Below are 24,865 nucleotides of genomic sequence, written 5' to 3' on the forward strand. Positions count from 1 at the left end.
GGCGGGCGTCTCTTGGGGCTCGGGTTCCTTGCGGGCGGCGTCTCTTATGGCGCCGGTTCTCAGCGGGCGGGCGTCTCTTGGGGCTCGGGTTCCCTGCGGACCGGCGTCCCTTGGGGGCGCGGGCCCCGACTCGGTGCCGGCCGGCCGCGCCGGCCCCGCCGCTGCCGTACCCCCTCCCCCGAGGCAGTCGCCGTACTCACATGTCCGCTCGGGGCCTCCGGCCGCGTTTCCCGCTCCTTCTCCATGGCGACCGCGGCGGCGGAGGCGAGCGTCGCCGCGGAGAGGCCGCCCCAGAGGGTGGCCGAGCCGTGGGCGGCGAGCGTGGTGATCGCCGCCGGGGAGACGGCGAGGCCGAAGCCCGTGGAGAGCTGGAAGCGGGCGAGGGCGCGGCCCAGGACCGGAGCCGGGGCGAGGGCGGTGACCAGTGCCGTGGCGCTGCCGGCGTAGACGATCTCGCCGAGGGTGCACACCACGGACACCGCGGCGACGGCCGGGGCGCCCCAGCCGTGGCCCAGGGAGACGGCCGCGAGGAAGCCGAGGTAGGACGCGGCGAGGACCACGCCGGCGAGGGCCAGGGCGGTCCGCCGGGAGAGGCGGGACAGCGCGACGGTGACCGGCACCTGCAGGGTGACCACCAGCACGGTGTTGGCCACGAAGACGGCCGCCGGCCACACCGGGGAGGCGTGCAGTTGGGTCACCAGGACCAAGGGGAGGGCGACTTCGGGGACGTTGAGGCAGAAGACGTACACCACGTTCGCGGCGAGCAGCGCGCCCGTCCTCGGTGCGGGCCCGTCGGCCCGGTCCTCGGCCGGGCCGACGTTCGGATGCGCGTGCAGGTGGACCGACCATGCCAGGGCCGCCGCGGTGAGGTAGGCGAGCCCGGTGACGGCGGCCAGTGTCCGCAGCGCGGTGGTGCCCCCGGCCAGGCACGCGGTGGCGAGGAGGGCGCCCACGCCCAGGCCGGCGTTGCGCAGGGCGCGGCCCGCCGCGAGGGCCGCGTCGCGTTCGCGGCCGTGCGCGACCGTGGCCACGAGGGCGGCATGGGCGGCCGGCCAGGCCTGGTTGCCGATGCCGAGGAAGAGGGCCGCCGCCGTGAACAACCCGACGTGCCCCGCCGGGGCGGCCAGCAGCAGCGCCACGCCCACCACCCGCACCAGCATCGACGCCGCCACGACCGTGCTGCGGGCGCCCCGGTCCAGCCAGCGGCCCACCGCCGGCATGCACACCAGGCCCACGACGACGCCCCCGGTCATGGCGATGCCGGTGGCGGGCGCGGACAGCTTCAGCACCGTCACGCCGTAGAGCAGCAGAAAGGGCCGCAGCAGGCCGGTGCCGAGCGCGTCCACGGCCAGGGCGACGGCATAGCGGGGGCCGCCGGAGGCGCGGACGAGGGCGCGCCTCCGGATCTTGGTGGTGGTTGCCATGGCGTCCACGGTGCGTTCGGCCGCCCACGTGGCCGTGCCGGTTGACGGACACCGTCAATCGTCGCGGCCGTCGGCCGTCCGGCCGGGGATGATGAGCGGATGACGTTGAGGATCGACATCAGCGGGCTGCCGGCGGAGCGGCTGCGGTTCGCCGCCTCCCCGCTGGCCGAGCTGACCGCGATGCTGCACGTGCTGGCCGAACCCGGCCACCACCCGCAGTACGCCGGCTGGGCCGGGGACGTGTGGGCGGGGCTGCGGCCGGAGCTGGCGGAGCGGCTGCGGGAGGCGGAGTTCCTCTGGCGGTCCTCGCGCGCCGACTTCCTGGTCCCCGCCCGCCCCCGGGCGACCCTCGCCGAGGAACTGGACGACGTCGACCGGATCGACGACGAGACCTATGTGACCGCCGCGCTCATCACCACGTGCGGCAGCAACCGGGTCCACTTCGCCGCGCCATCACCGCTCGCCGACGCGACGGCGCGCGAGCGGGCCCTGGACCTCGCGCAGGCCCGCGGCGCGCTCCAGGAGGCCTTCGCGGAACGGCTCCTCGCCGACCCGGCGGCCGTACGGGCGCGGGTGCGCGACACCCTCGAACAGTGCGCCGAGGCCTTCTTCGACGCCGCCTGGGCGCGTGTCGCCGTACAACTGGCCACCGACCTGCGGCTGAAGAACGACCTGCTGAGGCGCCGGGGCGTCGGGGCGGCCCTCGCGTCGGTGTCCGGCGCGGTGACCCTGGCGCCGGACGGCAGCTGCGTCGTCATCGACAAGCTGCAGGACAGTGCGACCAGCGCGCACGGCACCGGGGTCACCTTCCTGCCCAGCGTCTTCGGCCGCCCGCACCTGGTGACGGTCCACGCGCCCGGGTGGCAGCCGGTGGTGCAGTACCCCGTCGCGGAGCCGGAACCATCGGAGCCGGTGTCGCTGGAGACGGTCACGCTGCGGCTGGAGGCGCTCGCGCATCCGGTACGGCTGCGGCTCCTGCGCACCCTGGCCCGCGGCCCGCACACCACCGGCGAACTGGCCCACGCCTGGGAACTGTCGCCCCCGGAGGTCTCCCGCCACCTCGCCGTGCTGCGTCGCGCGGGCCTGCTCACCGCCGAACGGCAGGGCCGTTACGTCCGTTACACCGTCAATCTGCCCGACCTGACGGCGCTCGGGACCGACCTGCTGGCGGTCGCCTTGCGCTGAGCGGCAACGGCCGCTGCGCCTCGGGGTATCCGAAGGGCAGGCCCAGGGGGTGGGGCCGGCGAGTCGGCCGGGTGAGGCGTCTCGCCGGCCCCGGACGCTCACGCCGTGTGCAGGCGCAGGCCGTAGCGGCTCAGGATCTCGTTGACCGGCTGGAACCAGGTCTCGCCGCCGGAGGAGCAGTTGCCCCATCCGCCCGAGGTGACACCCTGCGCCTGGTCGCCGGAGATGAAGGAGCCCCCGGAGTCACCCGGTTCGGCGCACACGCTGGTCTTGGTGAGCTGGTGGACGGCGCCCTGGCTGTAGTTCACCGTCTCGTTCTTCGCGAGGACGGTCCCGCAGTGCCAGTGCGTGGTGGAACCGGAACGGCAGATCGACGCGCCGACCGGGGCCTCGTTCGAGCCGCGCACGAGCTGGTCGGGCACCGTGCCCCAGCCGAGCACGACGGGGACGGTCCACCAGCCGTTGCCGACGCTGACCCAGGCGTAGTCGTTGTCGGGGAAGGAGGACCCCTGGAAGGAGCCGACGAGCGTGTGGTCCCAGCCGTAGACCGCGGCGCCGGGCTGTCCGCAGTGGCCCGCGGTGACGAAGCCGCCCTGGACCGAGAAGCCGATGGAGCAGCGGACGTTGCCGGTGTAGTAGGGGTCACCGCCCACGGTTCCGGCGGCGAACGTGCGCGGGGCCGTGTCGACTTCGCGGACCTGGACGGGACCGGCCTTTACTGCCTTACGCACGAAGGCCTTGACATCGTTGTCCGACCGGTGGGACGAGACGACGTCCACGACCACCCGGTTCATCTTCGGGTCCACGCGCCAGGCGGCGACCCCGCCGGGCGCCCCCGCCTGGTCGAGTTGCTTCTTCACCGCGTCCAGTTGCGCCGCGGAGTACTCGGCCCGGCGGACGTCGGCGCCCGCGGCGCGCAGCCGCCCGGTGAGGGAGGGATCGGTGGAGGCGACCGTCAGTCTGCCGGTGCGCGCGTCGAACCAACTGCCCGCGTACGAGCGCCCGGCGATGCTCCTGGCCCGCTGGTCCACGACGGTCGCGAGCCGCTCCTGGGCGAGCCGCTGCTCGGCCTCCGGCTTCGTCAGGTGCAGGTCCCGCTGCATGGCCTGCACGAGCCCGGGTGACATCGCGGGCGCTCCGGCGCCGTCGCCGGTGGCGGCCTGGGCGGTGGGCACGAGGGCCGCGGCGCCGGCTCCGAGGGCGAGCAGCAGCGCGGCGGCGCCGCGTGAACGTGGGTGACGCATGGAGGGCTTCCTTCCGTTCGGTGGGGGAACACGCCGGCCGGTGAGGGCAGGCGGACGGACGGTGAGAGCGCTCTCAACCTCAAGCCAGGACGGTACGCCGGAGTCGCCAACTGGTCCATACCTAGGGGCGATCGAGCTTCGGGAGACGCGCGGCGGAGCAACAAACCGGCCATCTAAGGTATCTGACGTGTCATCAGCACAGTCAACCTGGCGGGTGTGCGGCAACGCGTGGACCTGGCACGGCACTTGCTGGAGACGACGGACTGGCCCGTCGACGTCGTCGCCGAACGGGCCGGCCTCGGCACCGGCGTCTCGCTGCGCCGGCGCCTCCACTCCGCGATCGGCGTCACCCCCCGGGCCTACCGGCGCACCTTCCGTCCCGACGTGACCGCGGCCGGGCCCTGACCGGCAGGGACACCGCCACGGGCAGGCCGGGACGGACGGCCGGCTCACTTCAGGTACGGTCCGTCGGCGCCGATCCTGCCCGGCCCGTTCAGGACGTAGACCCGCAGATTGCCCTTGCCGGGCGCGGCGACGGACAGCGTGCCGCCGGTGACCGTCCGGACCTCCCCGGTGACGGCGTCCCGGTAGGTGCCGTTGGGGATGCCGGTGTAGGTGGCCGCGCCGGAGACGGTGACGAGCGCGAAGCTGTCCGTGCCGCCGCCGGTGTAGCGCCGTTTGAAGGCCATGCCGCCGGAGATGCCGTCGGTGGAGTACTGGCCCATCTGCAGGGCGGGGATCGCCCGGCGGATCTGGTTGAGCCGCTGGAGGTGCTTGACCAGGGGCTGGGCGAGAGTCGTCGCGATCTCGCCGCTCGCGGCGTCGACCTTGGAGAAGTCCGACACCGTCAGGCTTCCCTTGAGATGGTCGCCGTAGTAGGCGCGGCCGGTGGTGGCCAGCGGGCAGGTGGGCCCGCAGTCGATCCTCGCGCCCTTCTGGAACTCGATCTCCGAGCCGTAGTACAGCGTGGGGATGCCGCGGAAGGTCCACATCAGCGACATGTTCTCGGCCCAGGCGTCGGTGCCGCCGCTGTAGCGGGTGCTGCTCTTGTTCGGACCGTAGTCGTGGCTGTCGACGTAGACGACGTTGTAGGTGGCGTCGTTGACGCTGTCGTCGGAGTCCTTGCCGTTGCCGAACGCGTTCTGCGCGTCACCGAAGTTCATGTGCATGCGCATGTCGATGATGTTCATGCCGGAGAACCTGCTGTGGTCCGGCGTGTGGTAGCCGTTGCCGTCGAGGAAGGCGTTGGTGGACGTCGGCTGGTTGCCGGTGCCCTGCTGCTGCTCGTACTCGTACTGCTCCAGCGCGGCCGTCGCGTCGTCGGCGCTGTACTCCCGGCGTTCCTTCCAGGTGTAGAACTGCGCGGAGTGGTTCGGGGAGCCGCGGTTCCACTTGTCGTTGACGAACGCGGCGACCTCGCCGAAGACGAAGAAGTTCTCCGCGGCCCCGGCGCCGAACCGCTGGGCGACCCGCTCGTGGATGGCCGGGAGGAAGCGGCGGTTCCAGGTGACGCGCGGGATGTGTACGGCGGTGTCGACACGGAAGCCGTCCACGCCCATGTCGATGTACTTGTCGTAGGCGCCGATCAGATAGTTCTGCACGGGCGCCGACTCGGTGTCGAAGTCGGCGAGGTCCTCGTGCAGCCAGCAGGAGCGGGCGTCCTCGCCCTCCCAGTTGCCGATCCAGCACTGGTGGTAGTACGCCTTGGGGAACATGCCCGAGGTGGGGCTGGGCCACTGGCAGTTGTAGAGCGTGTAGCCCTCGGCGCTCTTGCCGCCGGTGGGCTTGCCCCAGTTCAGGCAGGTGTTGCCGGTGGGCTCGGCGGTCGACCACAGGTCGCCGTTGTAGTACGACTTGCCCGACTGCGGCTCGACGGTGAGGCCGTCGTACTCGAAGCCCTCGTTCCTCGCGTCGTAGTACCAGCTCCACTGGGAGTCGCGCACGCCGTACACGGTCGGGGTGAACAGGCCCTTGGCGCCCCAGCGGGAGGAGTGGTTGTAGACCACGTCCTGGTAGATCTTCATGCCCTTGGCGTGGGCGGCGTCGATGAGGTCCTGGTAGGAGGCGCCGGCCGACTCCAGGCGGGGGTCGACCTTGTAGAAGTCGTAGCCGTGGTAGCCGTGGTAGTCGTAGTCGGAGCGGTTGAGGACGACCGGGGTGATCCACACGGCGGAGAAACCGAGGCCCTTGATGTAGTCGAGCTTGTCGATCAGGCCCTTGAAGTCGCCGCGGAACATGGGGTCGTCGTTGGCGGCGTTGCCGGATTTCACGTGCTGGCTGCCGCCGCGGTTGTTGGAGCTGTCGCCGTCGTTGAAGCGGGCGGTCAGCACGAAGTAGATCGGGTCCTTGCGGGGGTCCGTGCCCAGCGGGGTGCCGGTGGCGGGCTTGGCGGGGGCGCTGCCGGTGGTGACACGTGCCGTGCTCGACGCGGCGGACAGGTTCCCGGCGGCGTCCACGGCCCGCACGGTGTAGGCGTAGGCGGTGTCCGGCTCCAGGCCGGTGTCGGAGAGCACGGTGGAGGTGACGTCGGTGACGGTGGTGCCCTTGGTGCCGCCGGTGCGCGTCACCTGGTAGCCCGTCACCCTGCGGTCGTCGGTCGCGGGCTGCCACGACACCACCACGGAGGTGCCGGTCGCGGAGGCGGTGACACCGGTCGGGGCGGTGGGTGCCTGGGTGTCCGGTTGCTGCTGGGCGCACGGGTCGGCGGCGTTCGCGGTGACGGTGTTGTTCTTCACCGTGCTGGTGCCGGACGGGACGGTGTAGTCGGCGCCGTTGTTGTTGTCCCAGGTGCCGTTGCCGTTGTTGAACGCGGCCTTCAGGGAGGTCGCGGAGCCGAGGTCGACGGTCCGCTTCCACCAGCCGGTGCAGGCGGACTCCATGCCGAGGCCGGGGACGGTGGTCCAGGTGCCGCCGGCGGGCTGGTAGTGGAGGTTGACCGTGGTCCAGCCGAGGGACTGGGTGGAGTAGTAGACGGTGGCCGTCTTGCCGGTGCCGGAGCCGGGGTCGGCGCAGGGATCGCTGTGCGCGACGACGCCGTCGGCGACGGTGATGTCGCCGGTGCCGAGGGCGTAGTTCCGCCCGCCGTTGTTGTCCCAGGTGCCGGTGCCGTTGTTGAAGGTGGCCTGCAGGCCGGTGGCCTGACCCAGGTCGACGGTGAGCTTCACCCAGTCCGTGCAGGCCGGCTGCATCCGGGTGCCCGGGACGGTGGTCCAGGAGCCGCCGTCCGGGGCGTAGTGCAGATAGGTGGCGGACCAGGCGCGGGTCTTCGTCGAGTAGTAGATCGTCGCCGTGTTCGTGGCGGTGGCGGCCGCCGGCTCGGTGCGGGGAGCGGCCGGGGGGCCGGTGACGGCGGCCAGGGCGAGGAGCCCTCCGGCCAGGGCGCCCGCGGTCCAGCCGCGGGCGGGGGGTCTGTCGCGTCTCATGTGCGGCTCCGGTGTGGGGTGGGGAGTACCCGGCAGTCGCTTCACGGGCGACCGGCTCGTCCGCCCGGAAGCGTGGGTGAACGTAACACCGTTGCAATGATTGCGAAAGAGTTTTCAAAGGCTCAACTAGGGCTTCTGCTAGGCACCTTGGCCATGCGGCGGTGGACGAGAAGTGATGCTGCCGGAAGGCTTGACCGGCCGCAGCCTCGACTCTTACCGTCATCTCCGCAAGTTGTTCCGTAGGGTTTCCGCAAAATCCTTCAACGAGTGCGACAACAGAGGCGGTTGACCCATGCGCTGGGTCAACCGCCCCTGTCCGAGGTGCGTTTCAGCAGCCGATGGGCGCGGTCCCGACGGCCACGTCGTCGAACCACAGGGTGTCGTCACCCGTCCCGTAGCTCTCCCAGCCCAGACGCAGGGCGGTCGGCCGGGGCGGGGTGGTGCGGGCCAGCCACTGCTGGTCGATGTCCTGGGTGGGCACGCCGTCGGCGTGCAGGCCCGGGACCTGCTCGTCGCCGAGCCAGGTGTCGAGCTTGGGCGCGGACGTGTCGATCGCGAACCGCACGCACTGCCAGCTCCCGGTCGGCAGCGGCCGGCTCAGCGCCACTCCGGTCGGGCTCTGGGCGGGCAGGGTGGCGTCGTCGGTCTCCCGGTTCCACTGCAGGGCCCCGTTCTGGCCGCCGACACGCAGGCTCCGGCCGCCCTGGGAGGAGTCCGGCATGGAGACGAAAGTGACGTGGGCGGCGGGCAGCGCGGTGGTGTGCCGTACCCACATCCGTACGTACATCACCGGCCCGACGGAGGACAGGTCCGCGGTGGCGGCGACGAAGGCGTGGTTGCAGTAGCCCGCCTTGCCGTCCACGCGCAGCGACTTGCTCCCGCTGTGCGTGACCGCCGTGTCGACGGCGGCCGTGCCGGTGCCCTGGCAGTCGGGCGCGGTGAACCGCCAGGCGCCCGACGGGGTCGGGCCGGTCTGGTCCTCGAAGCCGGAGCAGAGCGCGGCACTGCCGCAGTCCGCGCTCGGCGGCGGAGTGGTCGGGGGCGGGGTGGTGGGCGGCTGGGTGGTCGGGGGCGGTGTCGTGGGCGGCTGGGTCGATGTGCCGCCGCAGGACACGCCGTTGAGGGCGAAGTCGGTGGGCGCGGGGTCGGACGTACGCCAGGTGCCCTGGACACCGAAGTCGGCGGTGCCGCCCGTGGCGAGCGAGCCGTTCCAGCTCGTGTTGACCGCGGTCGCGGACCGGCCGGACTGCGTGACGGTGGCGTTCCACGCCGAGGTCACCTGCTGATCGCCGGTGTACGTCCAGGTCAGGCGCCAGCCGGTGAGCGACGGACCGAGGTTGGTGATCTTGACCTGTGCGGTGTAGCCGCCGGTCCACTCGTTCACGGTGTAGTCGACCCGGCAGCCCGCCTCCGCGGCGCGCGCGGTGAGGGCGGTGAAGCCGGATGCGAGGAGCGCGACGGCCGCGAGGATGGCCGCCGCCGGCCATAAGCGGGGGAGAGAGATGCGCATGGGGCCTCCGGAAGAAGAGGAGGAGTTCGGCGGGAGCGCCCCCACTTTGGGAGCGCTCCCAACTGACGGTGGATCTCACTCGCCCGGAACCGGGGTTCCGGGCGTGCGCGGAACCTCTGTGGCGGTCAGCTGGTCGGGAAGGAGTCCGCGGTGCTGATCCGGCTCTTGACCAGCGCGCCGGACTCGGTCAGCACACCGCTGCTGCTGTAGTCGGTGCCGTTGCAGGTGCCGGGCTTGAACGCCGCGCTGCTCTCGTTGGCGTCGGAGTAGGTCCAGTTCGCGTAGCTGATCTTCAGCTGGTCGAGCAGGTCCAGCCAGGCCGTGGTGCTCGCCTGGTCCATCGCCCCGCCTCCGGTGGCGCTCACGGTGCCGAACTCGGTTACGAACAGCGGCAGTTTGGCGGCCGCGCGGCTCACCGTGGCCCGGTAGTTGTCCTTGTGGCTCGCCGCGTAGAAGTGGAACGCGTACATGATGTTGGAGGCGTTGACCGGGTTGTTGACGACCTCGGTCTCGTTGGAGCCGTCGGAGACGCCCAGCGAGGACCAGCCGCGGGTGCCGACGATGACGACGGCGTCCGGGTCGGCGGCCCGGATGACCGGGATGACCTGCTCGGCGTAGCTCTTGATGGCCGTCCAGCTGACGCCGTTGGGCTCGTTGGCGATCTCGTAGATCACGTTCTTCTTCGCGGCGTTGCGGGCGGCGACGGACGCGAAGAAGGTCTTGGCGCGGTCGAGGTTGTAGTTCGGGTCACCCGGCGTGAGGGTGTGGAAGTCGATCAGCGCGTACATGCCGCGGGCCTCGGCCATGTCGACGTAGCTGTTGACGCGGCTGGTGAAACCGGCCGGGTCGGTCTCGTAGCCCTGCTCCTGGACGTACATGGCGATGCGCAGCAGGTCGGCCTTCCAGTTGGTGGCCAGGGCGTCCAGGGAGGCGGTGTTGTAGCACTTGCTGAACCACTGGATGCCGTGCGTGCTCATGCCGCGCAGCTGGATGGGGCGGTTGTACTGGTTGCACAGGTTGACGCCGCACACCTTGAGCTGCCCGTTGATGCCGACGGGGGTGCCGGTGCCCGGGTTGCCGGTGTCCGGCGGGGGCTCCTCGCCGCCGACGGAGCCCGTACAGGCCACGCCGTTCAGCGTGAACGCGGCGGGCCTGGGGTTGCTGCCCGTGAACGTGCCGGTGAAGCCCAGGTCGGTGGCGCCGCCGGTGGCGAGGGTGCGGTTCCAGTCCACGTTGGTGACGCTGACCGTGGAGCCCGACTGCGACCAGGTGGCGTTCCAGCCCTGGGTTACCTTCTGGCCGGCGTCGGGCCAGGTCCACTTGAGCGTCCAGCCGCTGACCGCATCCCCCAGGTTGGTGACCTTCACCCCGGCCTGGAAGCCGCCCTGCCACTGGTTCGTGATCGTGTAGTCGACCTTGCAGCCGGTGGCCGCGGCGGCCGGGGGGCCGGCCAGTGTGGTGAGGCCCAGAGCGGTCGCACAGACCGCCAAGAGGGCCGAAATGCGTCTCAAGCGTTCCTCCTCGTACTCATGCGAAAGCGAAGCGGAGCGGAAAGAGCTGGCGAAAACAGCTAGCTGAAACTGCCGAGCGGAGACGGACGAAAATGGGAGCGCTCCCAAAGCCGTCGGCCCGAGACCGTACACCGGTGCGGCGATCGCGTACAGGGATTCGACCGTCGAACGGTTTCGACAGCCTTCGGCTGTGTCCGAGTCAGTCCGGAAGGTCCTGTTCCGCCCAGACGATCTTGCCGGTCGACGTCCGGCAGGAGCCCCAGCGGCGGCACAGGACGTTGATCAGCTGCAGGCCCCGGCCGCCCTCGGCACTGAGCGGGGCGTGCTGGATCTGCGGCAGGTCGGGGCCGGTGTCGGAGATCTCCACGCAGAGCCGTTCGGCCCGCATCAGCCGCATCCGGCCGGGGCCGCGCCCGTAGCGCAGCGCGTTGCCGACCAGCTCGCTCACCACCAGCTCGGTGGCGTCGGCCATGTCGGCCAGACCCCACTGCGCCAGCCGGTCGCGGACCAGGTGGCGGGCGGTGCGGGCGGCCGTTCCGTCGGCCGGCAGGTCCCAGACGCACAGCAGGGTGCCGGCGGGCGGGCAGGGTTCCGCGACGAGCATGATGGCGTCGTCGAAGCGCTGGCCGTAGGTACCGGCCGTGCGTGCCCACACCGTCTCGCACACGTCCGCCAGCTCGGGCCGCGGCCCGGACGCCGCCCGGCGCAGGCCCTCCAGCCAGCCGTCCACGTCCCCGGAGCGGTTCTTGACCAGGCCGTCCGTGCACATCAGCAGACGGCTGCCGGCGTCGGCCCGCACCACCACGGGGTCGTACGGGATGACGCCCGCGCCGAGCGGAGCGCCCGGCGGCACGTCCACGAAGTCGGCCGAGCCCGCCGTGTCGACCAGCAGCGGGGGCAGATGGCCGGCGCTGGCCAGCCGGTAGGTGCCCTCCGCCGGGTCGTAGAGGGCGCACAGGCAGGTCGCGACCTGGTCCTCCTCCAGGTCGCGGGCGGCGAGGTCGAGGCGCGCGAGCACCCGCTCCGGGGCGATGTCGAGGTTGAGCAGGGTCCGCGCCACCGACCGCAGGCGCCCCATCGTGGCGGCCGCGGCCAGTCCGTGCCCCATGACGTCCCCGACGACCAGCGCGCTGCGCCCGCCGGGCAGCGGCACGATGTCGTACCAGTCGCCGCCCACCCCGCTGGGGTCGACGGCGGGCCGGTAGCTGGAGACCACCTGGAGGCCGGGGGTGGGCGGGGCTGCGCGCGGCAGCAGGGCGCGCTGCAGGGTGAGCACGGTGTCGCGCTCCCGGCTGTACAGCCGGGCGTTGTCGACGAACACCGCCGCCTTCGCCGCCAGCTCGCACGCGAGGGCCACGTCGCGGGGGCCGAACGGGGGCCTCTTGCCGCAGCGGATGAAGTCCGCGATGCCGATGAGGACACCGCGGGAGACCAGCGGCACGACCATGTAGCTGTGCACGCCCGCGCCGCGCATCAGGCGGGCCGCCTGCGGGGTCGGCGCGATCTGTTCGTACTGGTCGGGGGCGATCCGGCGGACCAGCACCGGCCGGCGCGAGGTGAGGCATTCGTACGCCAGTTTGGGCGCCGGGTGCAGGGTGGACAGTTCCCCCACGGGGGCGGGTTCCAGGTGCCCCAACTGGTCGATCGCGGTCACGGCCATCGCCCGGGTGAGCGGCACGCGCGATCCGCCCGGCGGATCGCCCTCGTCGCCGTGCAGCACCGACTCCAGCAGGTCCACCGCCGCGCCGTCGGCGAGCGTCGGCACGGTGAAGTCGGCCAGTTCCTGGGCGGTGCGCTCCAGGTCGAGGGTGGTGCCGATCCGGCCGTCCGCCCCGCTCAGCCAGGCCAGCCTGCGCGCGTCCGCCACCATCGTGGCGGCCTCGACGGCCCGGCGCACGCCGCGGCTCCCCAGCAGGCGGTCGAGCGCCGGTCTGCCGGGCAGGCGGGCTCGACCGAGGGGGGTCATACCGCGTACCTCCAGGCCTGGGGTTGCGAAACACTCCGCGACGGTGCACCACTCTGGCGGAGCCCGGCCGTGATCGCCACGCGAGGTGGCGGCGGCGGGGGCTGGGCCGTCCGGGTGATGGGGGCGGGCGTGACGGTGTGAGGACCGGCGCCGCGGGGGTGGGGCCCCGGCGGGCAGCCGCTCCGCGGGCGACTGCGCGCAGGCCCGATCATGGCCCAGGCAGGGTCGTGTCACAAGCCCCATGCGTCTCATATGTCCCGGCAGTCTCATCAGCTGCTCAGGCTCAGGCACTCACGCGCTGGGAGGGGTCACCTGGGGCCGGCGACAACTTCCGGGAGCGTGGGCGGGGGGCCACCGGCTTCCCTCGCGGCGCCCGAAGGGGTCGCCGGCTTCGTCGACTGACCGGGCCTGTACCCGGCGCTGACGGCGCGGCAGAATCTCACCTCGCTGGGCCGCGCTGCGCGGCCTGGACGTTCGGTCGGCGGGATCGACTCTTCGCTCCCGGGGACGTGCCCGGCGCCTACCTGCCCTCGCCGGAGTCCGACGGCTGAGCGGGGCCGGCTGTCCCTGAGTCCCCCTTGTTCCTGGGGTGTTCCTGATCCGCCGCGGCCCTCGGCCCGGTCGGCGTCACGGCTTGCGGGCGAGGGCCGCGGCGATCAGGTGTTCCCACACGGTGAGTTCGCGTTCCGTGCTGCTGCCCCAGCGGCTGTCGACCCGGTCGGGCCGCCACAGGGGGGCGGGGACGATGCCCGGGTCGAGGAGGTCGAGGCCCTCCAGGAGGGCGGCGATCTCGTCGTCGGTGCGCCAGCGGCCGCGGCCGAACGTCTGCTGGAGCACCCGCTCCGCCTCCTGGGTCTCCGCGTTGTTGCCGGAGCGGAAGTGGCTGACGAAGAAGTAGCTTCCGGAGGGCACCTGTTCACGCCAGTAGCGGACGATGCCGGCCGGGTCCTCGTCGTCGTTCACGTGGTGCAGGATCGCACTGAAGACGACGGCGACGGGCTTGTCGAAGTCGATGAGGGCCGCGGTGTCGACGTGGGTACGCACCGCCTTCGCGTCGCGGATGTCCGCCATGACGAAGCGGGTGCGGTCGTTCTCCTCCAGCAGCGCGCGCCCGTGCACGAGCACCTGCGGATCGGTGTCGACGTACACGACCCGGGACTCGGGGTCGTGCCGCTGGGCGACCTGGTGCACGTTGTCCGCCGTGGGAAGGCCGCTGCCCAGGTCGATGAACTGCCGCACCTCGGTGGTGGTGGCGATCTGCGCGATGGCGCGCGTCAGGGCCGCGCGGTTGGCGTAGGCGATGGCGACCGAGCCGGGCAGGTCCCGTTTGAACACGTCCCCGATCTCCCGGTCCACGGCGTAGTTGTCCTTGCCGCCCAGGAGATAGTCGTACACGCGGGCGATGCTGGGCTTGGTCGAGTCGATGCGGGAACCCTCATCCGTCATGGCGATCATCTTCCCTCGTTCCCCTGTCCGTCGGCCACCCTTTGCGCTTTCCCGGTGGGACCAACTCGCCTACGGCGCAAGCTATCCGCTGTCCGTTGTCCGCTGTACGCAGGAGCGCGGGGGCGTTGTCAGTGGCGGGTGGCAGCATCGGGCGTATGACGGACACCACGACATTCGACTGGCGGTCCTTCCTGCTCGGCTGGAGCGCGGAGTGGGCGGACTCGCTGCCGGCCGACGAGACGCGCGGCGAGGACGACGAGACGGCCCGCCGCGAGCGGTGGCTCGGGTTCCCGCCCGCCTCCGAGGCGCGGATCACGGCCATGGAGGAGCGTCTCGGCCGGCGGATGCCGCCGTCGTACCGGGAGTTCCTGAAGGTCAGTGACGGCTGGCGGCACGCGGGCGGGTTCGTGTGGCTGCTGGCGGGCACGGCGGGGGCACGCTGGCACGACGACGCGTCGGGGCTGGCGGACACGTTCGAGGAGTGCCTGGACGAGGACGCCGGGCCCCAGGAGCGGCGCGAGGCGAGCCTGTGGCGGCGGGGCCTCCAGCTCGACGTCGAGTCCGACGCCCTGTACGTCCTGATGGATCCCGAGGACGTGGACGACGACGGTGAGTGGGCCGTGTACACGTGGGCGGGCTGGCGGGCCGCCCCGCCCCGGCGGTACGGCGGTTTCCTCGCGTTCATGCGGGACATGCACCGCGAGTTCCACGCGCTGCGCTCCCGGCCCCGGGACGGGGAGCCCCCGCTCGTCAACGACACGACGCGCCGGCTGGACGCCCAGGTGGAGGCGGCGCGCCTGGAGGCGCTGCGCGGCGACTGGGAGCGGGCCCTCCCCGCGCTGGAGGAGGCCACGGGGTACGTCAGGCCGAGAGCGGCCGGTCTGCGCGACCAGATACGCCGTCTGCTGGGCCAGACCTACATGGTCTCCTTCGACGATCTGGTGGCGGATCCGCGGTACGCGGCGGAGCTGCTGCCGCCGCTGGTCGCCGAGCAGGCGGCGCACTCCTACCGGGACGACTCCACGCTGCGGTTCTCTCTGCGGGGCGCGAGTGAGCAGCTCGTGTCGCTGGCGTACGCCACGCTGGACCGGGTACGGGCCGGCACGTACCGGTACGCGCCGGGCGGGCCGTTCGGGGAGGCGGTGCGGCGGGCGCGGGAGCTGGCGCGGTGGGGGGACACCGACGCGGCGTGGAGCACGCTGCGGGACGCGCTGCCGCTGTGGGAGCCGCTGGGGCCCGACCATCTGGCACCGCTGGGATGGGTGGCCGACCCCCTGCTCGGGCCGCTGCTCACCCCGGAGCGGGGCCGTGAGCTGCTGTCCACGCCGCGGGGCGGGCAGACGGGTGAGCGGCCGGAGACGACGGAAGGACTCGATCCGGACGGCCTGGCCTGGCTCGCGGAACCGGATCCTGGCAATCACCGCCGGTGCTACCGGTTCGTCCTGGTCGAGGACGTGGAGCCCGACGAGCTGCCCGCGCGCCTCGCGGACGAGAGCGGGGGCGGCGCCGACGGTCACGGCGACGGGAGTGTGCTGAGCGAGCCCATGACCTTCTGGGAGGCCCGCCACCGGGCGCTGGAAGGGCGGAGCGAGTTCTCGTCGTACGACGACCGGGCGCTCGTGGCGGTCGGCCGGGCCGGCGGCCGCTGGAGCTTCGCCTTCGACGCCGAGCCCGCCCCGTTCATCCCGGAGAGGTTCGTCTCCCCGGCCGCGGCCGCCGGCGCGGGCACGCGCGCGGTGGTGGTGTGGAGCGGGCTGCGGACCGGGGTCGGGGAGCCGTTCTTCCACCTCTCGGTGGCCGAGGACGGCGCGGAGCGGTATGCCTTCACCTACGTCGGCGGTGACGTCCGGCGGAGCGGGGAGATACCTCCGGCGCTGGACCCGGACCGGTTCTTCGGCCGGCCGGAGGACGCGGCCGGGGCCGAGCGGTCGCTCCTGGAGGCGATCAGCGAGGAGTTCGGTGTCCGGCTGCCGCGGCACGCCCTGGTCAGCGGGCGGCTGCCCACGTTCACCACCCGTTCCTGGACCCGGCCGCCGCGCGACGGGGAGACGTACGCGGTGATCCGGATGCGGTACGGCTCCGAGCTCTCCGCCGGGTGACGGTCCGCCGGTCGCCGGTCGGCCGGCGATGAGTTCCCGGGCCCGGAGCGGTCTACCTGGTGACGGACGCATCCCGGGCACCAGGGGACTCACCGCGAGGGCGGCGGGTCGCCGCGAGGAGGGCAGAGCGATGACCGCACCGGTGGGCAGGGTGACCTGCGATCTGTCGGTCTCGGTCGACGGATACTCGGCCGGACCGCACCAGAGCGAGCAGCGGCCGTTCGGTGACGACGGCGCCGACGGCTGGGGCGGCAGACTGCACGGCTGGATGTTCGGGCAGGCCGAGGAGAACCGGGTGGAGCTGGAGCGGATGGCGGCGGCCAAGGCCTTCGTCATGGGCCGCAACATGTTCGGCCCGGTCCGCGGTGCGTGGGACCGGGAGTGGAACGGCTGGTGGGGCGACGAGCCGCCGTTCCACACCCCGGTCTTCGTGCTCACGCACCATCCGCGCGATCCGCAGCCGATGGCCGGCGGCACCACGTTCCACTTCGTCACCGACGGCATCGAGTCCGCGCTGGCGCAGGCGCGCGCGGCGGCCGGGGACGGTGACGTCTCCGTGCACGGCGGCGCGACCACGGTCAACCAGTACCTCGCCGCGGGCCTGGTCGACGAACTGCGGCTGCACATCGTGCCGTTCACGCTGGGCGCCGGGACGCGCCTGTTCGACGGCGTCCCGGCACTGGACCTCGCGCAGGTCGGGGCGCGCGCGGCGAGCACGGTCACGCATGTGACGTACCGGGTGCTGACCGCGAGCGGGTGAGCCGGTCCGGGCGAACCGCTCTCAGTCGTGCTGGTCCGGTCGGTCCGGCTGGTTCGGCCGGCCTCGTTCCTGGTCCGCGAAGGGCGTGAAGTGGGCGGGCGGGTGGTCGAGGGGCAGGTCGGGGCGCCAGGCGGTGAGGATCTGGGCGCTGCACTCGAACAGGCCCGGCGGAAGGGCGTCCAGCGGCCACCAGCGCCAGTCGCCGACGCGTTCGCCCGGCTGGTCGGCCGGTTCCCCGCGCCAGCGGGTGACGACCGCGCCGACGGTGATGCGCACGACGTCGTCGACGCGGTCGAGCAGCAGGCCGAGGAGGCGGACGTCGGCCGGGTCGGCCACCAGGCCGGTCTCCTCGGCGAGTTCGCGGACCACGGCCTCGGGCAGGGACTCCCCCGCCTCCACCATGCCGCCGGGCAGTTCGGTCGTACCGCGCCGGTGCCGGCCCAGCAGCAGGCCGCGCGGCCCGGCGAGCACGGCGCCCACACCGACCGCGGACTGCGGGGCCGGGGGCTCGGCCGTGCGGGGACGCGAGGAGATGCGGTCGGGGCGGCGGACCTGGAAGAGCCGGTAGGAGGCGCGGTTGTCCTCTTCCGGCGCGTCGAGGGCGGTGACGTGCTCGACGCGCAGTCCGTACCGCACGAGCAGGTCCTCCCACAGTTCGGGGGTGAGCACCCACATCCACACCGTCAGCTCCTCGCCCCCGGCCAGGCGCAGGATCTCCGGGCGGGGGGCCACGGACGTGCCGGGGCCGTCGCCCGCCGAGTTGGTGTGCAGCACCGTGAAGCACAGCCGGCCGCCGGGTTTCAGGCCCGCGGCGAGGGCGGGCAGGAGGCGGTGCGGATCGAGGAAGTGGACGGCGCTGAGGGAGTAGATGACGTCGTACGGCGTCGCGGCGCGCAGGTGGTCCACGGCGTCCGCGTGCAGCAGGCGCAGGCCGGGCAGGTCCGCGTAGCGGGCCCGGGCGCGGGCGATCTGGCCGGGTGAGGCGTCGACCGCGTCGACCGTGGCCCGTTGGGCGCGGGCGAGGTGGGCGGCGGGCCGGGCCGGGCCGCAGCCGAGGTCGAGCACGCGCAGTCCGTTCAGGTCGCCGAGGATCTCCTCCCCCGGCCCGGTGGGCGCGGGGCCCCAGGAGAACCGGTCCACCTCCGCGAGCGGGGTGTCCCGGCCGAGGTGGTGGTCGCCGTAGGTGTGCCAGGCGCGGGCGTTGGTCTGTTCGGCGTTCCCGGCCGGTGGGTGTGCCGTGTGCGCTGTCGTCATCGCGTCTCCCGTCATTAGTGGGTGCCGCCCGGGCTGGGCGGGCGGCACCCGGGTGTCATCGGTCCTGGGACAGTGCGAGCAGGCGCTCGAAGGTGCCGTTGGCGTGCGCGAGGTCGTCGTAGCGGCCCTGCTCGGTGATGCGGCCCTCCTCCATCACGATGATGTGGTCGGCGATCCGGGTGTTCTCCAGGCGGTGGGTCACGACGATCGTGATGCGGTCCGCGGCGATCGCCTTCAGCGTCTCGAAGATCCGGTGCTCGCCCTGGGGGTCCACCTGCGAGGTGGGCTCGTCCATGATGAGCAGGTCGGGCGTCCGGTACAGGCCGCGGGCGCAGGCGACGCGCTGCCACTGCCCGCCGGACAGCTCGACACCGCTGAAGATCTCCCGCGCCAGCAGGGTGTCGAGCCCGCCGGGCAGGTCCTCGACGGCCTCGCGCAGGCCGACGGCGTCGACGGCGTCCCAGACGGGGCCGTCGTCGGGGGTGCGGGGCTGGCCGAGGGTGATGTTCTCGCGCAGCCGCAGCGGCCACTGGGCGAAGTACTGCGGCACGAGGCCGGTGCGTTCCCACACGGACTCGGCGTCCGTCTCCGCGAGGTCGGTGCCGTTCCAGGTCACGCGTCCCTTGTCGGCGAGCAGGATGCCGGCGATCAGCCGGGTCAGGGTGGTCTTGCCGGAGCCGTTGGTGCCGACCAGGGCGAGGATCTGCCCGCGCCGCAGGGTCAGCGACACCCCGTCGACCGCGGGCCGCTCCTTGCCCGGGTAGCGGTAGACGGCCTCCTCCAGGCGGACCTCCTCGACGGGGGTCCGTGCGCGCTGCGCGCCGCGGTGCGGGGCCCGCCGGGCGGCCTCGTCGAAGAAGTCGGCCATGTCCCCGAGGTAGAGGCTGGTGTGGAAGACGTAGCCGGCGCTGCGCACGACCTGGGTGAGCGCGCCGAGGGTGGTCTGGACGGCGACGACCGCGGTGGCGGCGGTCGCGAGGGGGATCCTCCCGGCGGCCGCCAGCCAGTACAGCGCCACCCAGGTGCCGACGAGGAAGACGCCTCCGCACGCCGCCGAGGTGAGTGCGATCCGCAGGGTGCGCGGGGCGGCGGCGAGGGTGCGGGCGTCGGCCCGCCGGGACAGGGCCCGGTACCAGTGCAGCAGGTAGCCCGTCATCGAATTGGCGCGGACCTCGTCGGCGAACTTCGGGCTGGTCGCCCACCAGCGCATCATCCCGCGGACGTTGCGGTCGGCGATGTTCACGAAGTGGATCTCGTAGTCCACACGCGCGGTGAGGACGGCCCCGACGCCGGCCGGGAGCACGGCCAGCAGCAGGAACGGCAGCAGCAGCGGGTCGATCAGCGACAGCACGCCGCCCGCCGTGACCAGTTTGATCAGCGAGGACACGAGCTGCTGGGCGTCGCCCACCATCACATGGGTGCGCAGCACGCCCATCTCGGCCGCTTCCTGCCGGTCGTGGAAGCCGTCCTCGTGGTACGTCGCCGCCTCCACCTTGCACACGGACGCGACCAGCGTCGTGTCCGCCTCCGTGGTCAGCTTCGGTGTGATGCGCCGCTCCCCGTACGCGGACAGCGCGGCGGTCGTCCGGACCAGGGCCGCCATGACGGCCACGACGATGAGCGCGGGCAGCGCGGCGTGCAGCCGCTCCTGCACGCTCCCGCCGCCGAGCAGGGGGCCCATCGCGCGGGAGGTGGCGGCCAGTTGGCCGGCCGCCGCGAGGCCGGTCGTGACCAGGCAGACCAGCAGCAGGACCACGGCCGCCCGGTCCACCGCCCAGGACATCCGGGCGATCCGGGCCACCACGGACGGGATCCGGCCGCAGAGGCGGGTGAACGACACCTCGGCCATCGGGTTCACGGAGTACTGGCCGGTGTACGTGATCTCGGCGGGCGCGGGCGGGGGCGGCGGCGCGGTAGCGCGGGGTGCGGCGCCGGACCGGGACGACTGCGGGGGCACGGACGGGCGGGTCATGCCGGCCACCCCGCTTCCGGTCGTACGGCGTCCCCGCGGACGGCTCGGATGGCGTCAACCCGGCGCCCCGGGCGGGGCCGGGGACCGTGCGGGGCGTGGGTGCGGCGGGGGTGCTGTTCGAATGCCGGCGGGGCGGAAGTGTTGCCAGGGACGGGATGCAACGATGCCTCCTGCGAGAGCGGCGGCGACTGGACGACTCATCAACTCCCCTGCTGGGAGGGCCGTTACGGGTGGCGGCGAGCGAACTGTCGACCGGATGTGCGAGGGCGCGGGTGCGGCCCTTGGGGGGACTGGGCGAGGGGGCCGACAGCACGGTGTTCGATCACTCGCACAGGGGGTCGTCACTCCGTCGGGGGATTGCCGAGCCCGGTGCGGCGACGACCGGCCGGCCTGGCCGAGAGGCGATCCGGGCGCGTGCGGTGAACGGTGGCCCGGGGGCCGGGCGCGGTGGTCGTCGGGATACGGTCGGAACGGCGGAGCCGGCGACGGGCGTCGGCGGCGCGGAGGGGGTCTTCGCGCAGCGGGAACGCCGAGGGGACGGGGACGGGGGCGTCGGGGATGACGGAGCTGCGGAGGCCGGAGGCCTCGACGGTGAGGCGGGGCCGGGCCGGTGTTCCGCCGGGTCCGGGCGACGCGGCCGGTTCGGCGGGTGCTGCGGCGTCGCGCAGGGCCCGGCGGGAGCAGCGGGTGGCCGAACTGCGGGCGCAGGGGCGGTACGGGCCCGAGTTCCGCGACGTGCTGCCCTCCTTCGTCGGGCTCGGCCTGGCTCTGGTCGCCCTCGCGCTGCTGCTCGGCGGGCTGCACCGGTCGTTCGGGACGGCCGGCCTGCTCCTCGGCCTGCTGCTGCTGGCGGTGGCCGCCACGGTGGGCCTGCGTCTGGGCCGTAGGGCGGCCCGGCGCCGCAAGGGCCGTTACACGGCCCGTGAGTTGGCCCGGCTGGACGACCGCGGGCTGGTGGAGGCGACGGCACGGATGCTGGAGCGTGACGGCTGGAGCGTGGCCGATCTGACCCTGCGCAGGGGGCGGACGCGGCTGTACGCCCGGGACCGGCGGGGCCGTACCCTCGATGTCTCGTTCCAGTCCGCCGCGGCGGCCGACGAGGACGCCGGCTGGGCCGCGACGAGGGTGGAGACGGTCAGCCGGCCGGTTCCGTCCGCGGCCGAGCAGCCGCTCGAAGTCGTCGTCCATCGCGGTGACTTCAGCCGGGCCGAGGTGCTGCGGGCTTCCCGGCGGGGCGACGTCCAGCTCGTCGACGGCCGGACGCTGCGGCGCTGGGCGGCGGGAACGCCCCTGGACGAGCTGCGGCGCCGGGACCGCTGACATAGGCGTAGCGGACGGCCCGCCAGGCGTGTCCGGGTGGGAACCCGCGTTCGGCGCCCGCCGTGGCCGGGCGGGTGCGATGATCACTCGGCGGTCGCGCCGTGGCCGCTCGACCGACGGAAGGACCCGCATGCGCAAGCTCGTTCACTACCTGGCCACCACCCTCGACGGTTTCATAGCGGGCCCGGACGGGGCGGACCCCACCGGTCCCGGCGGGTTCTGGCCGATCCAACAGGACTACATCGCCCACCTCGTGGCCGAGTACCCCGAGACGCTGCCCGTCCAGGCCCGGCAGGCGCTGTCGGTCACCGCGGAGGGCACCCGCTTCGACACGGTGCTGGAGGGCCGGCGCAGCTACGAGATCGGTCTCGCCGCCGGTGTCCCCGACGCCTACCCCCACCTGCGTCACCTGGTGTTCTCCCGGACCCTGACCGAGTCGCCGGCCCCGGCCGTCGAGCTGGTCGCGGACGATCCGGTGGCGACGGTGCGCAAGCTCAAGGAGGAGGACGGCAAGGACATCTGGCTGCTCGGCGGCGCCGAGCTGGCGGGCTCGCTGTACGGCGAGATCGACACGCTGATCCTCAAGGTCGCCCCGTTGACGATCGGCGACGGCATCCCGCTGTTCTCCCGCAGGGCCGCCTTCGACCCGCGCCTGTGGACGCTCACCGACCACACGGCCCTCGGCAGCGGCGCGGTGTTCCTCACCTACGAGCGCGCCGGCGACTGATCCTCCGCGGAGTGACCCGCGTCACTCGACCCCATGTCACGTCTCGCCCCTCCCCGGTGTCCTGAGGGCATGAGTGCACACAGCAACCCCAGCAAAGTCGTGGTCCTCGGCGGTGGTTACGCCGGGACGCTGGCCGCCAACCGCCTGCGCGGGCGGCGCGACACCGACGTCGTTCTGGTCAATCCCCGGCCGCGGTTCGTGGAGCGCATCCGGCTGCACCAGTACCTGGCCCGCACCGGCAACGCCACGCTCGACTACGGCACACTGCTCGGAGAGGGCGTGCGGCTGGTCGTCGACCGTGCCACGCGGATCGACTCCGCCGCCCGCGCGGTGCGGCTCGCCTCGGGCGGTGCTCTGGCATACGACTACCTCGTCTACGCGGTCGGGAGCACGTCGGCGGTCCCGGCCTCCGTGCCGGGCGCCGTCGAATTCGCCTGGCCCGTCGCCGAGTTCGAGGACGCCGAGCTGCTGCGTGACCGGTTGGCGGAGGTGCCCGTGGACGCCCCGGTCACCGTGGTGGGCGGGGGCCTCACCGGGATCGAGACGGCCGCCGAACTCGCCGAGCGGGGGCGGGCGGTGACCCTGGTGTGCGGCCGGGAGCTCGCTCCCTCGCTCAGCGCGCCGGGGCGGCGCTACGTCGCCAGGTGGCTGGACCGGCACGGTGTCACCGTGGTGCGGGACCGCGCGGTGACCGAGGTCCGGCCGGACGCCGTCGTCCTGGCCGACGGCGACGTGCGGGCGAGCGCGCTGACCGTCTGGGCGGCGGGGTTCGGCGTACCGGCCCTGGCCGCGCAGAGCGGGCTGCGTACCGACGCCCTCGGCCGGCTGCTCACCGACGAGACGCTGACCTGCGTCGACGACGACCGTATCGTCGCGGCCGGTGACGCCGCCGCACCGTCGGGCCGGCCGCTGCGGATGAGCGGCTACGCCGCCGGGCCGCTCGGCGCGCGGGCCGCCGACACCGTGCTGAGCCGACTCGCCGGGACGGAACCGGCCGTGATCGACCTGGCGTTCACGGGGGCGTGCCTCAGCCTCGGCCGGCGGGCCGGGATCCGCCAGCTCGCCCGCAAGGACGACACCCCGGTCGACGTCTTCGTCGGCGGTCGGGCGGGCGCCCTGATCAAGGAGGTGACCTGCAGGTTCGTCGTGGAGAAGAGGATCCGCCGGGAGGCCCGCGAGCCGGGTTCCATGAGCTGGCCCCGGGGCGGTCCGCGCCTGCCCGTCCCCGCCTCCGCCTCCACCTCCGCCTCCGCCTCCGCCTCCGCCTCCCAGGAGGTCACCTCCCGGTGAGCACCGAGGAGCACGCCGAGCGGTTCACCCTGCTGCGGCCCCTGCTGTTCACGATCGCCTACGAGATCCTCGGCTCGGCGACCGAGTCCGACGACGTGCTGCAGGACAGCTACCTGCGCTGGGCCGCCGTCGACCTCGCGACGGTCCGCGACAGCAAGGCGTACCTCGCACGTCTGGTGACCCGGCAGGCGCTCAACGCGCTGCGGACGAGCGCCCGCCGCCGGGAGGACTACGTCGGCCCCTGGCTGCCCGAACCGCTGCTCCTCGACGAGAGCGACGCCTCGGCGGACCTGGTGCTCGCCGAGTCGGTGTCGATGGCGATGCTCGTCCTGCTCGAAACCCTCACCCCCGACGAGCGCGCGGTGTTCGTGCTGCGCGAGGTGTTCGGCTTCGGCTACGACGACATCGCCGCGGCGGTGGGCAGGTCCGTCGCGACGGCACGGCAGATCGCGCACCGCGCCCGCGAGCACGTGCGGGCGCGCCGCCGGCGCTTCGAGCCCGTCGACGCGGCGCAGACCGCCCGGATCACCGAGCGGTTCCTCACCGCGGCCACCACCGGCGACCTGGCCGGGCTGCTCGCGCTGCTCGCCCCGGACGCCACCTGGACCGCCGACAGCGGCGGCCGGACGACCGCCGCGCGCCGGCCGGTGGTGGGAGCGGAGAAGGTGGCGGCCGTGCTGATCAGGGTCTTCCGGCTGGGGCAGCTGGCCGACCCGCGGATCGAGGTGGCCATCTGCAACGGCGCACCCGCCGTCGTGGTCCACGGCGGCGACCGCACGGAAGGGGTGTTCCTCGTCGAGATCACGGAGGGGAAGATCACCGGTGTCTACGCCGTCCGCAACCCCGACAAGCTCACGGCGGTGACGGTTCCGCTCGCCTTCCCGACCGGGTGGCCGGCCGCCTCCCCCCGTCAGGCGGCCGGCCCCCTCTCACCCGCGCTCTCGGCGCGTGCCGGTGCCGTCTGCGACGAGCAGCGCGAAGGCCGTCATCGTCACCGCGATCGAGACGGCCACCGTCACCTCGGCCCAGTGCGGGGCGCTCTCGTCGAAGAACACGATGAAGCCCATGACGGCGGAAACCAGCCGCGTGCCGACCACCGTCAGCAGGGCGGGGCGGCTGCCGCGCAGGGCGGGCAGGGTGGCCGCGAGGGTGAGCAGGCCGAGGACGGTGCCCGGCACGACGATCCACCAGGGCGGGCCGTCGTCGGCGAAGAGCCCGGCCGTGCCGGCCACGTCGAGCAGGCCGAGCAGGGCGCAGACGCCGATCGCGGTGACGGCCTGGGCGCTGCCGCCGAGCCGTCGGGGGGCGGTCGGTGCGGAAAGGGCGCTGGAGGCGTTCATAACTGCTGTTCTCCTTCCGGGGCCGTCGCCGCGACGACCTCTGCCAGTGCGAGGGTGTCCGCCGTGACGCCCGCCTGTGCGGCGGCCTGCGACTGCCCCTCCAGGTACTGCTTGAAGCCGGCCGCCGAGGACTCGTCGGCGAACACGACCGTGGTGTGGTACTTACCGGTCTGGGGGTCGTGCGCCCAGTACGCGGCGGCGAGGCCCGGCAGGGCGCTCACCTCCGGCACGATCCGCCCGTGCAGGGTGCGCATCTGCTCTCGTCCATGCTCCAGACGCCTATGACCGCGTGCATGCCGCTCGCCTCCCGACCCAGGGCCGTGCCGTTGCCGACCGGTGTGCACGACGGTAGGGGGCGGCGGCCCGCGGGCCATCCGGGGAACCACTCACAGCGG

At 73.2% G+C, this 24,865-nt stretch carries 16 protein-coding genes and 1 pseudogene; 8 read left to right on the forward strand and 9 right to left on the reverse strand.

Translation table 11 applies throughout. The features are described 5' to 3' along the window. Positions 1-59 precede the first annotated feature (59 nt). The gene (locus IE308_RS10470) at positions 60-1,424 is read right to left on the reverse strand and encodes an MFS transporter (RefSeq protein ID WP_190217649.1); all 1,365 of its coding nucleotides are present in this window, start codon (positions 1,422-1,424) and stop codon (positions 60-62) included. A 99-nt stretch (positions 1,425-1,523) separates the two neighbouring features. Here IE308_RS10470 and IE308_RS10475 point away from each other — a divergent pair, with 99 nt between their 5' ends. Then, entirely contained in the window at positions 1,524-2,609 is a 1,086-nt protein-coding gene (locus IE308_RS10475; RefSeq protein ID WP_190217650.1) for a helix-turn-helix domain-containing protein, read from the forward strand. A 98-nt stretch (positions 2,610-2,707) separates the two neighbouring features. Here the strand turns inward: IE308_RS10475 and IE308_RS10480 are convergent, their stop codons facing one another. Then, a complete protein-coding gene (locus tag IE308_RS10480) occupies positions 2,708-3,853 on the reverse strand; it encodes a S1 family peptidase (RefSeq protein WP_190217651.1) in 1,146 nt (381 codons plus the stop codon). Positions 3,854-4,069: 216 nt separating this feature from the next. On the opposite strand from IE308_RS10480, the pseudogene IE308_RS10485 reads away from it, so the two are divergent. After that, positions 4,070-4,258: pseudogene (locus tag IE308_RS10485) on the forward strand (AraC family transcriptional regulator); the annotation flags it as partial. Positions 4,259-4,302: 44 nt separating this feature from the next. Here the strand turns inward: IE308_RS10485 and IE308_RS10490 are convergent. From IE308_RS10490 to IE308_RS10510, 5 genes are all read right to left on the reverse strand, one after another. Then, entirely contained in the window at positions 4,303-7,275 is a 2,973-nt protein-coding gene (locus IE308_RS10490) for a carbohydrate binding domain-containing protein (protein WP_190217652.1), read from the reverse strand. A gap of 328 nt (positions 7,276-7,603) precedes the next feature. Beyond that, positions 7,604-8,785 (reverse strand): cellulose-binding domain-containing protein, encoded by a 1,182-nt coding sequence (locus tag IE308_RS10495; protein WP_190217653.1) that lies wholly within the window; start codon positions 8,783-8,785, stop codon positions 7,604-7,606. 125 nt (positions 8,786-8,910) lie between these two features. Then, complete coding sequence (locus tag IE308_RS10500) at positions 8,911-10,296, reverse strand: cellulase family glycosylhydrolase (RefSeq protein ID WP_162655439.1); 1,386 nt, start codon at positions 10,294-10,296, stop codon at positions 8,911-8,913. 199 nt (positions 10,297-10,495) lie between these two features. Then, a complete protein-coding gene (locus IE308_RS10505) occupies positions 10,496-12,262 on the reverse strand; it encodes an ATP-binding SpoIIE family protein phosphatase (RefSeq protein ID WP_373314489.1) in 1,767 nt (588 codons plus the stop codon). 627 nt (positions 12,263-12,889) lie between these two features. Continuing rightward, positions 12,890-13,717 carry an SAM-dependent methyltransferase gene (locus IE308_RS10510; RefSeq protein WP_190217654.1) on the reverse strand — a complete coding sequence of 276 codons (828 nt, stop codon included), beginning with the start codon at positions 13,715-13,717 and terminating at the stop codon, positions 12,890-12,892. 146 nt (positions 13,718-13,863) lie between these two features. On the opposite strand from IE308_RS10510, the gene IE308_RS10515 reads away from it, so the two are divergent. Then, entirely contained in the window at positions 13,864-15,807 is a 1,944-nt protein-coding gene (locus IE308_RS10515; RefSeq protein WP_190217655.1) for an SMI1/KNR4 family protein, read from the forward strand. A gap of 130 nt (positions 15,808-15,937) precedes the next feature. Then, positions 15,938-16,567, forward strand: a complete 630-nt coding sequence (locus IE308_RS10520; RefSeq protein WP_190217656.1) for a dihydrofolate reductase family protein — start codon at positions 15,938-15,940, stop codon at positions 16,565-16,567. A 21-nt stretch (positions 16,568-16,588) separates the two neighbouring features. Here IE308_RS10520 and IE308_RS37340 read toward each other — a convergent pair whose 3' ends face one another. After that, complete coding sequence (locus IE308_RS37340; protein WP_190217657.1) at positions 16,589-17,821, reverse strand: bifunctional class I SAM-dependent methyltransferase/NUDIX hydrolase; 1,233 nt, start codon at positions 17,819-17,821, stop codon at positions 16,589-16,591. 55 nt (positions 17,822-17,876) lie between these two features. Further along, positions 17,877-19,793 carry an ATP-binding cassette domain-containing protein gene (locus IE308_RS10530; protein WP_190217658.1) on the reverse strand — a complete coding sequence of 639 codons (1,917 nt, stop codon included), beginning with the start codon at positions 19,791-19,793 and terminating at the stop codon, positions 17,877-17,879. 687 nt (positions 19,794-20,480) lie between these two features. Here IE308_RS10530 and IE308_RS10535 point away from each other — a divergent pair. From IE308_RS10535 to sigJ, 4 genes are all read left to right on the forward strand, one after another. Beyond that, complete coding sequence (locus IE308_RS10535) at positions 20,481-21,113, forward strand: hypothetical protein (protein ID WP_190217659.1); 633 nt, start codon at positions 20,481-20,483, stop codon at positions 21,111-21,113. Between the two features lie 130 nt (positions 21,114-21,243). Beyond that, positions 21,244-21,840 carry a dihydrofolate reductase family protein gene (locus IE308_RS10540; RefSeq protein WP_190217660.1) on the forward strand — a complete coding sequence of 199 codons (597 nt, stop codon included), beginning with the start codon at positions 21,244-21,246 and terminating at the stop codon, positions 21,838-21,840. 69 nt (positions 21,841-21,909) lie between these two features. After that, complete coding sequence (locus tag IE308_RS10545; protein ID WP_190217661.1) at positions 21,910-23,130, forward strand: NAD(P)/FAD-dependent oxidoreductase; 1,221 nt, start codon at positions 21,910-21,912, stop codon at positions 23,128-23,130. After that, positions 23,127-24,755 carry an RNA polymerase sigma factor SigJ gene (gene sigJ / locus IE308_RS36865; protein WP_229908817.1) on the forward strand — a complete coding sequence of 543 codons (1,629 nt, stop codon included), beginning with the start codon at positions 23,127-23,129 and terminating at the stop codon, positions 24,753-24,755. The genes IE308_RS10545 and sigJ overlap by 4 nt, the downstream gene beginning before the upstream one ends. Positions 24,756-24,865: the final 110 nt, after the last annotated feature.

This window comes from Streptomyces griseosporeus (assembly GCF_014656055.1).
GTDB classification, from domain to species: domain Bacteria; phylum Actinomycetota; class Actinomycetes; order Streptomycetales; family Streptomycetaceae; genus Streptomyces; species Streptomyces griseosporeus.

Bases quoted from the DNA above. Each gene is read 5' to 3' on its own strand.
- IE308_RS10480 (WP_190217651.1), bottom strand. From the start codon at position 3,853: ATGCGTCACCCACGTTCACGCGGCGCCGCCGCGCTGCTGCTCGCCCTC.
- IE308_RS37340 (WP_190217657.1), bottom strand. From the start codon at position 17,821: ATGACGACAGCGCACACGGCACACCCACCGGCCGGGAACGCCGAACAG.
- IE308_RS10515 (WP_190217655.1), top strand. From the start codon at position 13,864: ATGACGGACACCACGACATTCGACTGGCGGTCCTTCCTGCTCGGCTGG.
- IE308_RS10545 (WP_190217661.1), top strand. From the start codon at position 21,910: ATGAGTGCACACAGCAACCCCAGCAAAGTCGTGGTCCTCGGCGGTGGT.
- IE308_RS10510 (WP_190217654.1), bottom strand. From the start codon at position 13,717: ATGATCGCCATGACGGATGAGGGTTCCCGCATCGACTCGACCAAGCCC.
- IE308_RS10520 (WP_190217656.1), top strand. From the start codon at position 15,938: ATGACCGCACCGGTGGGCAGGGTGACCTGCGATCTGTCGGTCTCGGTC.
- IE308_RS10505 (WP_373314489.1), bottom strand. From the start codon at position 12,262: ATGACCCCCCTCGGTCGAGCCCGCCTGCCCGGCAGACCGGCGCTCGAC.
- IE308_RS10470 (WP_190217649.1), bottom strand. From the start codon at position 1,424: ATGGCAACCACCACCAAGATCCGGAGGCGCGCCCTCGTCCGCGCCTCC.
- IE308_RS10530 (WP_190217658.1), bottom strand. From the start codon at position 19,793: ATGACCCGCCCGTCCGTGCCCCCGCAGTCGTCCCGGTCCGGCGCCGCA.
- IE308_RS10495 (WP_190217653.1), bottom strand. From the start codon at position 8,785: ATGCGCATCTCTCTCCCCCGCTTATGGCCGGCGGCGGCCATCCTCGCG.
- IE308_RS10490 (WP_190217652.1), bottom strand. From the start codon at position 7,275: ATGAGACGCGACAGACCCCCCGCCCGCGGCTGGACCGCGGGCGCCCTG.
- IE308_RS10475 (WP_190217650.1), top strand. From the start codon at position 1,524: ATGACGTTGAGGATCGACATCAGCGGGCTGCCGGCGGAGCGGCTGCGG.
- IE308_RS10540 (WP_190217660.1), top strand. From the start codon at position 21,244: ATGCGCAAGCTCGTTCACTACCTGGCCACCACCCTCGACGGTTTCATA.